The organism is Ruegeria sp. CK3, from assembly GCF_056536565.1.
This window is the reverse complement of record NZ_JBQFPV010000009.1, coordinates 47,479-60,597: the sequence shown is the minus strand read 5'-3', so window position 1 is coordinate 60,597 and position 13,119 is coordinate 47,479. Positions and strand designations below refer to the sequence as shown.

Below are 13,119 nucleotides of genomic sequence, written 5' to 3'. Positions count from 1 at the left end.
GCTACATTTTGCAATCAGCCGCGTAAGCGTCTGAGTGGTTTTCCAGGGCAACTCCAAGGATCTTGTTGGTGAAAACGTCACCTTCCTGGATCACTTGGCGTGCGTAAATCGTTTGCACCGGGTGATGGTTTTCTCCAAACGCAAAGTCTCCACGCGTGCTATCGAACTCGGCCGCTTTGAGAGCTGCGCGGAACGCATCGGCATCGTCAGCGCTTGCCTTGTTCAATGCGGAAAGGATCAGGTTTGCCGTGTCAAAGCCTTGGCTTGCATAAAGCGAGGGTAGTCGTCCGTACTCGGCCTGAAAGCTCTCGACGAATGCGGCATTTGTCGGATTGTCGATGTCCTTGTTCCACTGCGAAGTGTTCACAACACCCAAGGCGGCGTCACCAACAGCTTGGAGGATGCCTTGGTCAAAGCTGAATGCTGGTCCGACCACGGGAAGATCGACGCCGCTACCGGCATATTGCTTCAGGAAAGAAATCCCCATTCCACCGGGAAGGAAGAAGAACACGCTATCCGCGTCCGAAGCACGGATTTGAGCGATTTCAGCGGCGTAGTCGGTTTGACCAAGTTCCGTGTAAAGCTCACCAGCCAACTCACCTTCGAAGAAACGCTTGTATCCGGTCAATGCATCTTTGCCCGCGGGATAGTTGGGGGCAATGATGAAGCTGTTGCCGTAGCCCGCACTGTTTGCATAGGCGCCAGCTGCTTCGTGGAGATTGTCGTTTTGCCAGGCAACGTTGAAATAGTTCTGGTGACAGCCTTTTCCTGCCAATGCTGAAGGTCCCGCATTTGGAGACAGGTAAAAAACGCCTTGGTTTACAGCGGACGGGGCGACAGCCATGGCCAGGTTGGACCAGATGATGCCAGTCATGATGTCAACCTTCTCTGACTGGATCATTTTGTCTGACAGTTGCACGGCGATATCTGGCTTGCGTTGGTCGTCCTCAACTACGACCTCGATGTCGTCACGGCCAGATTGGTTTATTGCCAGCATAAAACCGTCACGAACGTCAATTCCAAGCCCGGCGCCACCGCCAGACAGTGTCGTGATCATACCGATCTTGGTCTCGGCTAAGGCGGGTCCGCACAAAGCTGTTACGGCAAGCGCCGCTGCCAGTGTGTTCTTCATGATTTTACTCCCTGTTTTTTGCTGTGGTTTTTTGCTGTGGTTATAATGTGCGAAAGGTCAGCTTTGTAAGCGTCCACTCGTTCCCCTGTGCGGGACTGTTCTTGTTGTTGACAAAAAGACAAACATCTTCCCTCGCAGGTACGTATAGTTTCAGCAGCAGATCGACATCGCCACCGGTCGATTACATTTCAGAGTGGATTTCTTGCAACGCGAGTTCATTTGTCAACATCATAGGGGATCTGGTGCAATCGCTGAAGCAGCACGTCGCCGCAAAGGGCCATGTGATCGTTCGTGGAGAATGGACGAAATTTACACCTAAGTTAAAGACGCAAGGGTTTAGCTCTATCGAGCTTTCGACAAGAACGGTAAGACCCTTGATTTCATGCTTTCACGGTGTCGAAACGAACCAGCCGCCATCAAGTTCTTCGCCAGAATGTTGAAGATCAATGTATTGCCGACGAAGACTGTGACCGACAAGAGCGGTGCCAACACCGCGGGTATCAAGCCTATCAACAAAATGCTTTGAGGTTTTGGCTTCCCTATCCCAATTGAGGTTTTGCTGCTCACGTCTTCGTCGACACAGCCTCGTTGTTGTGTCGGTTCGCTCAGCGCATTCGGTATCTGTCATCCAAGCGCCTCGATCTTTTCGATCCTGCAGCAGCGCTTATGGAAAAGCTTAGCCTGAGTGGCGTAAGAACGAGATAGAACTGACTGTCAAATATTGGATTGACCTCCTGCGTGCTGTCGCTACATGAAAGCCGGAGATATGCCGCGAAGCCCCTATTGCTGTTTTTCGCGGCTGCCGCAAAGCACGTAATGCGGCCATTCATGTAGGCCGGGGCAACGGGAGGTTCTGCCGCAAAGCTGATGCGCATGCAGGGTGCAGCGAATGACCATTAAGAGTGCAAAGCTGACGTTGCTTTCTCGAAGATGTCGTGGTCACCCTGCACGGTCGCAAGTAGTGCGGCACCTTCCAGCGTCGCGAGCACCGCTAATGCGTCAGAAAGCGGATCGGCACTGTCCGGAAATGCGCTGACAAGCCGATCTACCAATGCTGCAAAGAACATTTTCGCCGCCTCAGCGACCGGTTCAGGCAGACCTCCGCTTTCAGCTGCGAGCAGTCCACAAAGGCACATCTTTCCGTCCTGGCGCAAGCTTTCCGCGAAAAGCTCGCGTAGGCGCTCGACACGCGCGTCAGATGGGCAATCATCCAGTGCGTCCAGGAAACGGGACGTGTAATTTCTGGCCAGTCGAGCGACCAAATCAGCCTTGGTCGGGAAGTAATGATGTACGCCTGCGCTGGTCAGTCCTGCGTCGCGCGCAATGTCTCGGAACGAAAAGCCGTTGTAGCCGCCGGTGCGTACCCGCGCCTCGGCGGCGGCAAGGATTTTCTCTTCTGATGTCATACCATCACCCTCGACAATTCCTTCCGCGCTGCATCCATGGCCTCAAGAGCGCCTTCGAGGAAACCACCGTGCGACGGTGCGGTTTCAGTGCCTGCAAAGATCACCCTCCGAGTAGGAGTTAGTGTACTATACATAGGATGGGCTTTAAGCGGCTTGAGGTCGGCAGACGTGGTGGTAGCCATGTCGGCGCTCCAATCCTTGACGATTACACCGCGCGGCTCAGCTGCTTTGGGGCCAAACAGGCGGACCAGTTGCGCCACCGCTTGCGCTTCGAACCCAGACTGTCGCGCCGTGCCGGGCATGGCAAAGCCGAACAGAGCACCCTCGTTGCCGTCCATAGGCGACGCGTCGTGGACTTCAGCCAGCGGGCCTTGATGAGAGATTGCGTCGCCATTCAGGCCCGCAGCGCGCCAGAATGGGGTGTCATAAAAAGCAACGAGTTTGGCATGCCCGGCCATCCACGTTGGAATATCTGGAACGACCACCCCCATCTGTGCGGCGAGTCGCGGGGGTAGCGCCAAAACAACGAATTCGGCGCGTATTGAAAACCCGTTTCCGCTTAAGGTCACGAATTCGTCTTCTTCGATCACACGCTGAACTGGGTGGTCAAGGCGCAGCGTATCATCAAGCTTTTGGGCGAGGGTGTCGGTAATCTGAGCGAGTCCGCCTGAAATGCGAAGCGCGTCACCCATGGGGGCGAAATCGAAGTCACGACGTACATTGCCCTGAGCATCCTCGAACGCCAATCGTCCATCGCTGTATTGTGGAAATGTTCGCAGCCCAAGCTTGTCTACGAGGGCCAGCATGCGGTGGTTGTGCGGCCAAATCCAAGCAGGGCCGAGATCATAGCCGCTCTGTGAGAGAATGCGACCGCCTACGCGGTCGCGCGCCTCCAGCAAAAGCACGTCGCGCCCTTCAAGCTTCAGCGCATGTGCCAAAGCGAGGCCGGACAACCCTGCGCCGACGATGACAATCTCTGCGTTTGGCTTCATGCCACGCTCTCTGCGACGTGACTAAGGTGGCCGGTCTTGATCCAGACTCGCGCCCCGTTAGTGCCAGCGGTCGCCTTGAAACTCGCCCCGACGGGTAGGCGTAACCAATCCCAGTGGGACAGGGTATCGCCACCCTCGTTCAAGCTCCCATCAATCACAAAGACCTCAAGCCCGCCTGAAGCATCTAGAGAGCGCACTGTACCTGCATCCCAGTATTCCATCGCTACAGTTTCACGTACATCTGTGTGAAGGGACAACCTGGAAACACCATCTGCTGCTTCAATCCAGCTTGCCTTGCCGCTGTCGATTTGGACCTGATTGCGGTCGCTAGCATCGAATTGGTGGAGCTTTACCAGAATTGTCGCGCCGTCCTGTGCTGCAGGTGTATGAGACGAGGTCGGCGGGTTCCGCACGTAGGAACCAATTGGAAAATCACCGTCCTCGTCCTGAAAAGTACCGTCGAGCACAAGGTATTCTTCGCCTCCGTAATGCGTGTGTGCAGAAAAAGCGCTGCCAGGCGCGAAACGTACGATGGTGGTGGCACGAGCTACTTCCTCTCCAATTCGGTCAAGCATCTTGCGCTCAACTCCGGGCATCGGGGATGCGACCCAATCGTTCTCTTCAAAATGTACAAGGGTACGTTGATTGAAGTTGGCGTTCACGCGCATGGTTTGGTCTCCTTCCTGTTTCATTGTGTCTGTGCAAAATGAATATACTTACCTACTGATAGGTAGGTTGTTTCTCAACCTCACCATCGCAATAGTGATCACGCGTTCGTGAACCATGGGTTGAACCGCAGCGAATGGCGAATTTGTCCGCAAACCGGACACTAGCCGCAATTTTGGCGAACGTCTGAAACGAGCTCCTTGGTCACCAATACTGCGCCACCAACCGACGGCGACCATGCAGAGATTGCGTTGAAAAACCCTTTGTTAATCTCGCCACAAGTCGCGGATTCAATTTCCGCATTTGGGTAGGAGATCTGGGCATGGCCTTGTGAGAAGAACTTGGCTTCAAGCGGACAGGGCGCTCTTGTAGCCTTCAAGCTTTCATAAACGGTTGCCCTTCAAGTACTTCAAAACCAGTCCCAAGATCATTCGTTTTACGATGATGCTTTATTTTCGGTTCCCACTACCGCTTCTAGTCGTGGAAGGTCTGATGCGTGCGCGCGGCATTGAAGTGAGCCGCAAGACAGTGCGGTATTGGTGGAACCGTTTCGGTCCGATGTTCGCGACGGAGATCCGGAGAAAACGGGTCCGGCTGCTACGGGCATACTCAAAATCGAAATGGTACGTCGACGAAGTCTTCGTAAAGTTAAACGGTCAGCGGCGCTACCTGTGGCGCGCTGTCGATCAAGAAGGCGAGGTGCGTGAAGCCATTGTCACAAAACGTCGAAAAAAGCAGGCAAAACTGAAATTTCTCAAGAAATTAATGCAGCGACACGTTGCTGCGTATGAAGTTGTCACCGATTGCTTCGCATCATACCGAGCCTCGCTCAGATATTTCGGTGCGACGGAAAAGCAGAAGACGGGCCGGTGGTTTAACAACCGAGGTGAGAACTAACGCCTTCCGTTCCAACGAAGAGAATGCGTGATGCAGCGATTCAGGCGTACGCGAAGTTTATAGAAATTCAGTGCCGTCCACTCCTCCGTCTACAACCACTTTAACCAAAAGCGATCTCTCAACAGCCGAGGAGCCTTCAAGCTGACACGCGCCGTTGCTCTCGGCGAGTGGCGCGAACTTGGCGCGGCATGAAGGACAGCTCTACGACCCTAGGAGAGACCAGTTCGAATTCATCTGACGGCACCCACCGAGAACTAACTCCTTCCAATTGTGCGCATCATTTGGCGGAAGAACAGCGACGGAGCTAACCGGTTCATGGCGTTCGATAGGGTTGCAACTCGACCGACGGGCACAAATGCTTTTCGTTTTCGACACCCGCGGAGAATGATTTTGGCTGCGTTTTGTGGCGTCATATAGTCAACACCGTCAGTTGCGGATCCCGGACGGGCGAAACCCTTAGTGTCTTTTTCGGTTTGCCCGATGTTCGTTGCAACAAAGGAAGGTGCAGCAATAGTAACGGACACCCCGTGACTGGTTTCCTCGGCTCTCAGAGACTTAAAAAACCCTTCCATTGCATGCTTGCTGGCGGCGTAGGCAGTTCTATGGAAAAGAGGCGCAAACCCCGCGACTGATGAGATCGCCAGATGCGTTCCCTTGGACTTTCTTAATGGAAATAAGAAATGCCGAGCGCACTCAACCGCTGAAAAATAGTTGATTTCAAAAAGGTCGCGATGGGAGTTCATATCACCGTTGGTAAACGCCGAGATTTGTGTAACCCCTGCGTTGTAAATAACCATGTCAATTGAAGGCCTGTCCTTCAAAATCTGAGTGCATATATCTGTGCATTGCTTAGGTTTTGTCAGGTCACAAGCGTAGAGACTAAGATCTTTCTCATCCGCCAAAGCGTCGAGGCGCGGGCCTGGAAGGTCAATGATTACGGTATGCCAACCTTGTTCTCGCAATGCCTCAGATAAAGCCTGCCCCAGGCCGCCAGCACCACCAGTTATGACTGCAGTTTTTTTCACTTCGCGTGCTCCCACCAGAGCTCAAATGCTTCGGCGCTTGAGTATTTGGGTTGATAGCCGAACTTCACCTTAAGTGCAGTGTTGTCCAGCACTGGCCGAAACTGCAGAAATCGAACTTGTTCAGGACCATAGCGAGAAAGCCCTACGGGTCGGGCCACGGCCAGTGCCATCTTGACCAACTTTGGCGGCAACCAGCGCACAGTCTTGCCCATGGCCTTGGCGATTTGGGAAACAGTAAGCGCACCGTCGCCAGAGACGTTGAAAATGCCCGCAGGCCCGTTTGTCGATGCGCGCAGCAGTATTTCTGCCAGGTCTTTGTCCCATATGAAGACAAAGGGGCTTTCTGATCCTTTCAGCCCAAGTAGGCGAGGCTTTTGGAACAGAGACGTTATCTGGTTCTCGATATGGTTCCCGAGAACCGTCCCAACCCTCAATACGACTTGCTCTAAATCTGGGGCTGTTTCTCTCGCGTCTGCCAACATCTCTTCGACCAGTCTTTTGTGCCAAGAATAGGCGAATTCCTGATTGCCGCGAATTGCGTCTGTTTCTCGCAATAGCGCTGGATTGTCGGCGTGATAGCCATAGGCCGCGCCTGAGGACGTAACGACCAGTCGCTGTACCCCCGCGGAAATGGCTGCATCAAGAACTTTGCGGGTGCCCTCAACATCGACCTGGTACTCAAAGTCCCGCGTCGTGTCTGGCCCGGGGGTTACGATCGAAGCAAGATGCACGACGGTGTCGGGGCGTTCTGACGTAATGACGTCGTGTGGATCGCTACTGGTCACATCCATCTTGATAAACCACGCGTTCGGCGACAATTTTGCAGGCTCTCGGATATCCGTAGCTATGACGGCATAGTTGTCCTTCTGCGCCAGACGACTTAGCAGCGCTGTTCCGACTGCACCAGCAGCGCCAGTGATGAGAAGGCGCTTCATACCGGAATCTCCTGCCTTGCGAAGAAGCCCGCAAGAACCAAGCCAGAAATCGCGTGCCATATGCCCCACAAAGCGGCGGCAACAGCCATACCTCCCATTCCTCCAAAAAAGGCGAAGATCAGGATGAGCCCCAGCCCCGAATTCTGAATACCTGTTTCAATTGTAACTGAACGGCGATCCCGCTCGGACAACCCTGTGATCGTTGCCGTTGTGTACCCTCCAAGGAATGCCAGCGTATTGTGGACAACAACGAGACCTATGACGGCTCCGGCGACCTGAAGGAAGTTCGCCCAATTGGCAGCCAGCGCGAGCACAATGAAGGCAATAAAGATAGCCATTGAGAGCCACTGCATTGGGCGGCGGATGCGATCAGCCAATTGTTTTAACCGCGCGTTTACTAGCATCCCGAGGACCAATGGTAGGATCAGCATGAACCCGACCGTTGTTGCGACGGCGACCGGGTCAATTTCAGTGCGCTGCAAGATTTCGCGTGTCGGGCCATATAGGTTACCCCAAAATGCAATGTTTGCCGGTGTGACAACGATGGCTCCGACCGTCGCAAAAGCGGTCATTGAAACCGATAGCGCCACATTCCCTTTCGCCCGATGGGTCATGAAATTTGATATGTTCCCACCAGGGCACGCAGCAACGAGGACAAGGCCCATCGCTACAGATGGCATCGGTCGCAGTGCGACAATCATAAGAAAAGTAAGCGCTGGAAGTACCAGAAACTGCGACGCAAGACCGACAATGAGGGGCTTGGGTGCACCTGCAATGCGCCGAAAGTCATCCGTACGTAAATCCAGCGCGATCGAGAACATGACGATCGCTAGGATGGCATTGAGAACTCTTAGATTTCCGGCATCAAAATTCAGAACGACCTGATCTATTCCGTTCATATTTCAGCCGCCTTGAGTGCAGCGATTTGGCCCGTTACCTCTCTCCGATAGGTCGCTTTGTCCACGTAGTAGGCCATGCGCGGAAGGTCGATGTAGTTCATACCTCCTGTTGCTCTCTCATACCCATCGGACTTGGTGGAGCGGATTGCCTGCGCCGCGGAGTTGCCTGACCGCAATCCGGAAATGTAGCGAGCGACCATTTCGGCCTGCTCATGACGTCCTTGCCAGCCCAGTCCCGATGCTTCGACCATGCCAAGAACAAACAGGTCATCTCGTTCTGGGTGCATGCAATTTAGGTAGAGGTGAGGCGCAGAACCCTTCCAATTCAGATGTTTCTTGTCGATGAACGGGTAGTGCAATTTATACCCGGTCGCGGCCAGTATCATGTCATATTCAGCCGAGGTCCCATCGCGGAAATGAACGGTTTTACCGTCCAAACGCTCGATATCCGGACGAACCTTCAGGTCGCCATGCCCCGCGTGAAACAGAATGAGGGAATTGACCACTGGATGCGACTCGTAAAGAGCGTAGTCCGGTTTCGGAAACCCGTATTTCTGTGGATCACCGACAAACCATTTCAGGATCGCGCCATCGACTTTTCGCTTCAACCACATTGGCAGGCGGATCTTACCCCCCATTGTGTCGGCAGGGACTCCGAAGACATATTTGGGAACAAAGTAGTACCCGCGGCGCATAGAGAGGTCGCAAGATATGCCATGGTGAATGGCATCGACCGCGATGTCGCAACCGGAGTTGCCCGCGCCAACAACAAGAACGCGCTTACCGGCAAATTGGGTGGGATAACGGTACTCGGACGCATGGATGAGCTCACCTGTGAATTCACCCTGGAAATCCGGCATGTTCGGTTCCGACAGCGTACCGTTGGCAATCATTAACCCTGCGAAGTTTTGGATATGATGGGTACCGGTCTTGTCTCGCCAGGTGATTTCCCATCCGCCGCGTTCCAATGGTTCGGTCTTCAGAACTTCGGCTCCGAAATGAAAGTGCTTATACAGGTCAAACGATTTTGCGAAGTCTTGGAAATAGGCCTTCATTTCGCGATGTGACGGATATTCTGCCGTATCCTCAAGCATCGGGAAATCGGTGAATTCCGTCATGCGCTTGGAAGAAATGAGATGGGCGGTCTCGTACATCGTGGACCGAGGTGCATCAATGTTCCAAAGACCACCCACATCATCGGCCAGTTCAAATCCTTGAAATGGCACTCCCTGCTCGACAAGCGTCTTTGCCATTGCAAGGCCCATTGGCCCCGCACCGATCAAAGCAAAACACTCTTCGGGACGGGCCTTTGCCTCAACCAGCTGGCCCGCTCTCACCTGCGCCTGTTCCATTCGCGTCTCCTCCTGCGACAGTATTTATCTTGAACGAACGTTCTAAATAAGGCAAACTGGTTTTTGAGATGCCACAACATGCTGTAAAAGAAAGAAAAAGAGCACCGTCGCAGCGATCCGTCGCAGCGAGAGAGCGAATCTTCGACGCTGCAGAACAGGTTTTTGCCGAGAGGGGATTCGAGGGCGCTTCAATTCGAGATATCGCTGAACGCGCAGGGGTTCAGAAAGCCAACGTGAATTTTCACGGGGGTCCTAAAGAAGAGCTGTTCGAGCGCATAGTTGCGCGTCGAGCTTCGGAACTCTCTGAAGAGCGTCTCTCTAGAATTGAATTGTTGGACGCGCAGTCGGACTGGAGTGTCGGTGATTTGTTGTCAGCCTTCATGCTGCCGCTCGTTTCGCGAGCCTTCAGCGGAGATCCTCAGTGGCTTGCTTATGCACGAATAGTGGCGATTGTCTCAGCTGATACACGGTGGCGAGAATTGGCCCAAACACACTTTGATCCTGTGGCCATGAGGGTTGTAGAAAAGCTGTGCTCAAAACACCCTGAGGCTAGTCCAGAACGAGTTGCGGGTGCGTTGGTGTTTGCCGTGTCTTCAATGCTCGCCTTGTGTACGTCGCAGTGGCGAATTTTGGCCCTAAGCGGAAATATTGGCGAGGCGGATCGCGAGAGCATGACCTTGAACCTTTTGAGTTTCTGTGAGGCAGGCATTATCGGCAGTTTGAAGAAAGCGCAGTGATTGACAGCGGCGCTTCGGTCTTGTCAGAAGATTTGGCTAAGGCCTCATAACATTGGATGAAAAGTCGCGCGGGTAAGGTTGCCGAGAGGAGACCTTGGGGCAGTCTTGTCAGAAGAACTTGGTTTGAGGCGGGTAGGGGGCTTTTTAAGCTTCTATCTATGAAAAGATGATCGCCGCTCAAAGTGCTGTAAGCCTATTCTCGGATCACTCATCTGACAGCACCGCCACCCATACCGGTCTGAGTTCAGTTGTGTCCTCTGCCGGTCATTGAAGTGGAACTAAATACATTTGGAACCGGTTCACCCAATCCGGGTCATACACTTGGTCCGAAAATGGACCACCCCGTGGCGCGTACCAGTTCTTGAAAGGCGATTGTTGCTAGATAGGAATTGCCTTTTTGATCGAGCCCGGGGCTCCAGGCGACAACAGAAGCGATACCGGGTACAATGCACAAGATTCCGCCGCCAACGCCGCTTTTCGCTGGAAGGCCAACGCGGAAGGCAAATTCGCCCGAAGCATCGTAGGATCCACACATCATCATGAGCGCAGTAACTCTTCTCGCTCTTTGCGCTGATAATACTGTGGCGCCGGTGGCCGGATTTTGACCCGCCGCCGCAAGAAAACGACCTGCTAGCGCCAACTGTTCGCAAGACATGGCGATGCTACACTGGCGAAAGTAGAGCGACAGAACATCCTCTACGGGTGCCTTAAGGTTGCCTTCCGCCTGCATAAAATGGGCAAGCGCACGATTTCTGGAACCGGTTCGGATCTCTGAATCTGCAACCGAGACATCAACCTCAACCGAGTTGTCTTCTGTAAGCTCTCGGCACAACGCTAAGAGGTCGTTGATTGCGTCGTCAGCAGAACGGTTTTCGAGCAGAACATCGGCCACTACGATCGCACCGGGGTTGATAAACGGGTTCCTTGGAATTCCGCGCTCGTGTTCAAGCTGAACGATCGAATTGAACGGATCGCCGGAAGGTTCTCGGCCAACTCTTTGCCACAAGGTGGCGCCAACCTGTTGCAGCGCCAAAGTAAGTGAAAACACTTTTGAGATGCTTTGGATTGAAAACAGCGTGCCCGCGTCCCCAGCAGACACGAGCGGACCGTTGATGGGTGCAATGGCAATACCGAATTGGTTCAGGTCAACTGTGGCGAGTTCTGGAATATACTTTGCTACCTTCCCCCTTTCGGACATCCCGGCAATGCGATCTGCAATGTCGTTCAAGACTTCCTGAAGCTTTTCGCTTTCAGTGGTTTTGAGTGTCGGCATGGATCTCCTCCGTCCAGACAGTGTGATCTACGCCCTTACTCAACTCGGGAAATTTGCTTGCGACAAAGCGAGGTTCAAGGTTCTGTCGGCGTTGCGAGAAATAATCCACCGTTAGTTTGTAGACGGTGCCAGAGAGCAGCACAATCGCAACCAAATTGATGGTCGCCATTATTCCCATGGCCGCATCCGCGAAATTGAACACTGTGGCAACAGCTTGCACTGCGCCCCAGACAACCATTGAAAGGCAACCCAATCGCAAGATGTAAATCGGTAATTTGCCTTCCAATTTTAGGAACGTCATCGCGTTTTCGGCATATGAGTAGTTGCCAAGTATGGATGTGAAACCAAAGAAGACGATGGCAATCGCGATAAAGTGGCGGCCTATTTCGCCGAGATGGACCGCCGCGGCGTCTTGAGTCAGTCGCATTCCGGTAGGTCCATCAATTTCGATTGCGCCCGACATAAGAATAAGCAGTGCAGTTGCCGTTGCGACCAAAATCGTATCCACAAAACACCCGAATGCCTGAACGAAACCTTGGCTGGAAGGGTGGTGGGGATCAGGTGTTGCAACTGCTGCGATGTTTGGTGCTGAGCCCATGCCTGCTTCGTTGGAGAAAAGCCCCCGTTTGATGCCGTTAAGCGCAGCAGCCATGACGCCTCCTGTCACGCCTCCTGCAGCTTCCTGAAGGCCAAACGCACCTGCAACAATCGACCACAACATAGCGGGTACTTCGGAAATGTTCAGGACTACGACAATACAGGCAAGCAAGAGGTAGAGACCTGCCATGAGCGGTACAACGATCTCTGCAAACTTTGCGATGGTTCTTATTCCACCGAATATGACTACCGCTGCGGCTGCGGCCAGCGCTATGCCAACCACCAATTTGTTTAATCCGAACGCGCCCTCGAAAGCTTCAGCAATCGAGTTGGATTGGACGGCGACAAAAACCAAACCAAAGCTGACGATCAGGCAGATCGAGAAAATGACCCCAGCCCAAGGAGCGTTCAAGGCGTTGGCCATGTAGAACGCAGGACCTCCCCTAAACCTTCCGTTGGAAGATGTGACTTTGTAGAGTTGGGCCAAAGTACTTTCGGAATAGGCGGTGGCCATTCCAACCAATGCCACGATCCACATCCAAAAGATTGCGCCTGGACCTCCCAAGGTCAGAGCTACCGCTACGCCAGCAAGGTTTCCAGTGCCGACGCGAGAAGCCAGACTTACTGTCAGCGCTTGAAAAGGAGTAATACCTCTTTTGTCCGTGCTCTTTGCAGACGTCAGGACGCGCAACATTTCCCCAAAATGGAGAAACTGAAGCGCACCGAGACGAATTGTAAAAAAGATACCGGTTCCAAGAAGACCGTAGATCAATACGTAGTTCCAAAGAACCGTGTTTATGCCGTTAACCAATATTTCCAAAGCGCGCCCCTTGAGAATTCAAGCACTTCCAGGAAGGCAAAAAAGAGTCTGCCTATTTTTTCATCATGCACGAAGATGCGGCGGTTGTCAGGAATATGCTGCGAAGAATCTCTAAACGCTTGGCGCTCGCGTCATTGAAGTTGTGCCACAAACACATGATGACATATGAGCAGGACGGTGCGCATGGCAGAGTCTGAGCCGTCTTGATTTGAATTGTACTTGTCGAAAACGTCCTCAGTGACAAAGACGATCCTCTTAACCTCGCCGCAAGGGAGCGGACACCTGCGCAGCAGCAGTGAACTGTCGCTTTATCCCACTGATCCCGTATTCGTCTGACCGCAGATATTGCGCCCGCAGGGAATGGCCAGTTTAACGGACCGCAGCGCAG

11 protein-coding genes and 2 pseudogenes are annotated in these 13,119 nt (G+C 53.3%); 3 read left to right on the top strand and 10 right to left on the bottom strand.

The annotated features are described in order from the left end of the window. Position 1 precedes the first annotated feature (1 nt). Positions 2 to 1,132 carry an ABC transporter substrate-binding protein gene (locus ACR0C3_RS14730; protein ID WP_480759139.1) on the bottom strand — a complete coding sequence of 377 codons (1,131 nt, stop codon included), beginning with the start codon at positions 1,130 to 1,132 and terminating at the stop codon, positions 2 to 4. A gap of 232 nt (positions 1,133 to 1,364) precedes the next feature. Between ACR0C3_RS14730 and ACR0C3_RS14725 the strand changes: the two are divergent. Continuing rightward, a pseudogene (locus tag ACR0C3_RS14725) lies at positions 1,365 to 1,655 on the top strand (DDE-type integrase/transposase/recombinase); the annotation flags it as partial. 373 nt (positions 1,656 to 2,028) lie between these two features. On the opposite strand, the gene ACR0C3_RS14720 reads toward ACR0C3_RS14725, so the two are convergent. The 3 genes from ACR0C3_RS14720 to ACR0C3_RS14710 are packed head-to-tail and all read right to left on the bottom strand — an operon-like array spanning position 2,029 to position 4,198. Then, complete coding sequence (locus ACR0C3_RS14720) at positions 2,029 to 2,538, bottom strand: TetR/AcrR family transcriptional regulator (RefSeq protein ID WP_480759138.1); 510 nt, start codon at positions 2,536 to 2,538, stop codon at positions 2,029 to 2,031. Further along, positions 2,535 to 3,530 (bottom strand): flavin monoamine oxidase family protein, encoded by a 996-nt coding sequence (locus ACR0C3_RS14715; protein WP_480759136.1) that lies wholly within the window; start codon positions 3,528 to 3,530, stop codon positions 2,535 to 2,537. Before ACR0C3_RS14715 ends, ACR0C3_RS14720 begins: the two co-directional genes overlap by 4 nt. After that, the gene (locus tag ACR0C3_RS14710) at positions 3,527 to 4,198 is read right to left on the bottom strand and encodes a cupin domain-containing protein (RefSeq protein WP_480759363.1); all 672 of its coding nucleotides are present in this window, start codon (positions 4,196 to 4,198) and stop codon (positions 3,527 to 3,529) included. The genes ACR0C3_RS14715 and ACR0C3_RS14710 overlap by 4 nt, the downstream gene beginning before the upstream one ends. 391 nt (positions 4,199 to 4,589) lie before the next feature. On the opposite strand from ACR0C3_RS14710, the pseudogene ACR0C3_RS14705 reads away from it, so the two are divergent. Beyond that, positions 4,590 to 5,285, top strand: a pseudogene (locus tag ACR0C3_RS14705) (IS6 family transposase). A gap of 62 nt (positions 5,286 to 5,347) precedes the next feature. Here ACR0C3_RS14705 and ACR0C3_RS14700 read toward each other — a convergent pair. Genes ACR0C3_RS14700 through ACR0C3_RS14685 form a run of 4 tightly spaced genes read right to left on the bottom strand, consistent with a single transcriptional unit; the run spans position 5,348 to position 9,304 of the window. Further along, on the bottom strand, positions 5,348 to 6,118 hold the full coding sequence (locus tag ACR0C3_RS14700) for an SDR family NAD(P)-dependent oxidoreductase (protein WP_480759134.1): 771 nt from the start codon (positions 6,116 to 6,118) through the stop codon (positions 5,348 to 5,350). Continuing rightward, positions 6,115 to 7,053 (bottom strand): SDR family oxidoreductase, encoded by a 939-nt coding sequence (locus tag ACR0C3_RS14695; RefSeq protein ID WP_480759132.1) that lies wholly within the window; start codon positions 7,051 to 7,053, stop codon positions 6,115 to 6,117. Before ACR0C3_RS14695 ends, ACR0C3_RS14700 begins: the two co-directional genes overlap by 4 nt. Then, complete coding sequence (locus tag ACR0C3_RS14690) at positions 7,050 to 7,952, bottom strand: bile acid:sodium symporter family protein (protein ID WP_480759131.1); 903 nt, start codon at positions 7,950 to 7,952, stop codon at positions 7,050 to 7,052. The genes ACR0C3_RS14695 and ACR0C3_RS14690 overlap by 4 nt, the downstream gene beginning before the upstream one ends. Then, positions 7,949 to 9,304 (bottom strand): flavin-containing monooxygenase, encoded by a 1,356-nt coding sequence (locus ACR0C3_RS14685; RefSeq protein ID WP_480759129.1) that lies wholly within the window; start codon positions 9,302 to 9,304, stop codon positions 7,949 to 7,951. The genes ACR0C3_RS14690 and ACR0C3_RS14685 overlap by 4 nt, the downstream gene beginning before the upstream one ends. 68 nt (positions 9,305 to 9,372) lie before the next feature. Here ACR0C3_RS14685 and ACR0C3_RS14680 point away from each other — a divergent pair, with 68 nt between their 5' ends. Further along, on the top strand, positions 9,373 to 10,041 hold the full coding sequence (locus ACR0C3_RS14680) for a TetR/AcrR family transcriptional regulator (protein ID WP_480759128.1): 669 nt from the start codon (positions 9,373 to 9,375) through the stop codon (positions 10,039 to 10,041). 313 nt (positions 10,042 to 10,354) lie between these two features. Here the strand turns inward: ACR0C3_RS14680 and ACR0C3_RS14675 are convergent, their stop codons facing one another. Together ACR0C3_RS14675 and ACR0C3_RS14670 are read right to left on the bottom strand one after the other, a co-directional pair. After that, the gene (locus tag ACR0C3_RS14675; RefSeq protein WP_480759127.1) at positions 10,355 to 11,314 is read right to left on the bottom strand and encodes a glutaminase; all 960 of its coding nucleotides are present in this window, start codon (positions 11,312 to 11,314) and stop codon (positions 10,355 to 10,357) included. After that, positions 11,292 to 12,731, bottom strand: coding sequence for an alanine/glycine:cation symporter family protein (locus tag ACR0C3_RS14670; RefSeq protein ID WP_480759126.1), 1,440 nt, complete (start codon positions 12,729 to 12,731; stop codon positions 11,292 to 11,294). The genes ACR0C3_RS14675 and ACR0C3_RS14670 overlap by 23 nt, the downstream gene beginning before the upstream one ends. Positions 12,732 to 13,119: the final 388 nt, after the last annotated feature.

Coding starts and splice junctions, on each gene's coding strand:
- ACR0C3_RS14730 (WP_480759139.1), bottom strand. CDS start 1,132: ATGAAGAACACACTGGCAGCGGCGCTTGCCGTAACAGCTTTGTGCGGA.
- ACR0C3_RS14680 (WP_480759128.1), top strand. CDS start 9,373: ATGCCACAACATGCTGTAAAAGAAAGAAAAAGAGCACCGTCGCAGCGA.
- ACR0C3_RS14695 (WP_480759132.1), bottom strand. CDS start 7,053: ATGAAGCGCCTTCTCATCACTGGCGCTGCTGGTGCAGTCGGAACAGCG.
- ACR0C3_RS14675 (WP_480759127.1), bottom strand. CDS start 11,314: ATGCCGACACTCAAAACCACTGAAAGCGAAAAGCTTCAGGAAGTCTTG.
- ACR0C3_RS14690 (WP_480759131.1), bottom strand. CDS start 7,952: ATGAACGGAATAGATCAGGTCGTTCTGAATTTTGATGCCGGAAATCTA.
- ACR0C3_RS14710 (WP_480759363.1), bottom strand. CDS start 4,198: ATGCGCGTGAACGCCAACTTCAATCAACGTACCCTTGTACATTTTGAA.
- ACR0C3_RS14715 (WP_480759136.1), bottom strand. CDS start 3,530: ATGAAGCCAAACGCAGAGATTGTCATCGTCGGCGCAGGGTTGTCCGGC.
- ACR0C3_RS14720 (WP_480759138.1), bottom strand. CDS start 2,538: ATGACATCAGAAGAGAAAATCCTTGCCGCCGCCGAGGCGCGGGTACGC.
- ACR0C3_RS14685 (WP_480759129.1), bottom strand. CDS start 9,304: ATGGAACAGGCGCAGGTGAGAGCGGGCCAGCTGGTTGAGGCAAAGGCC.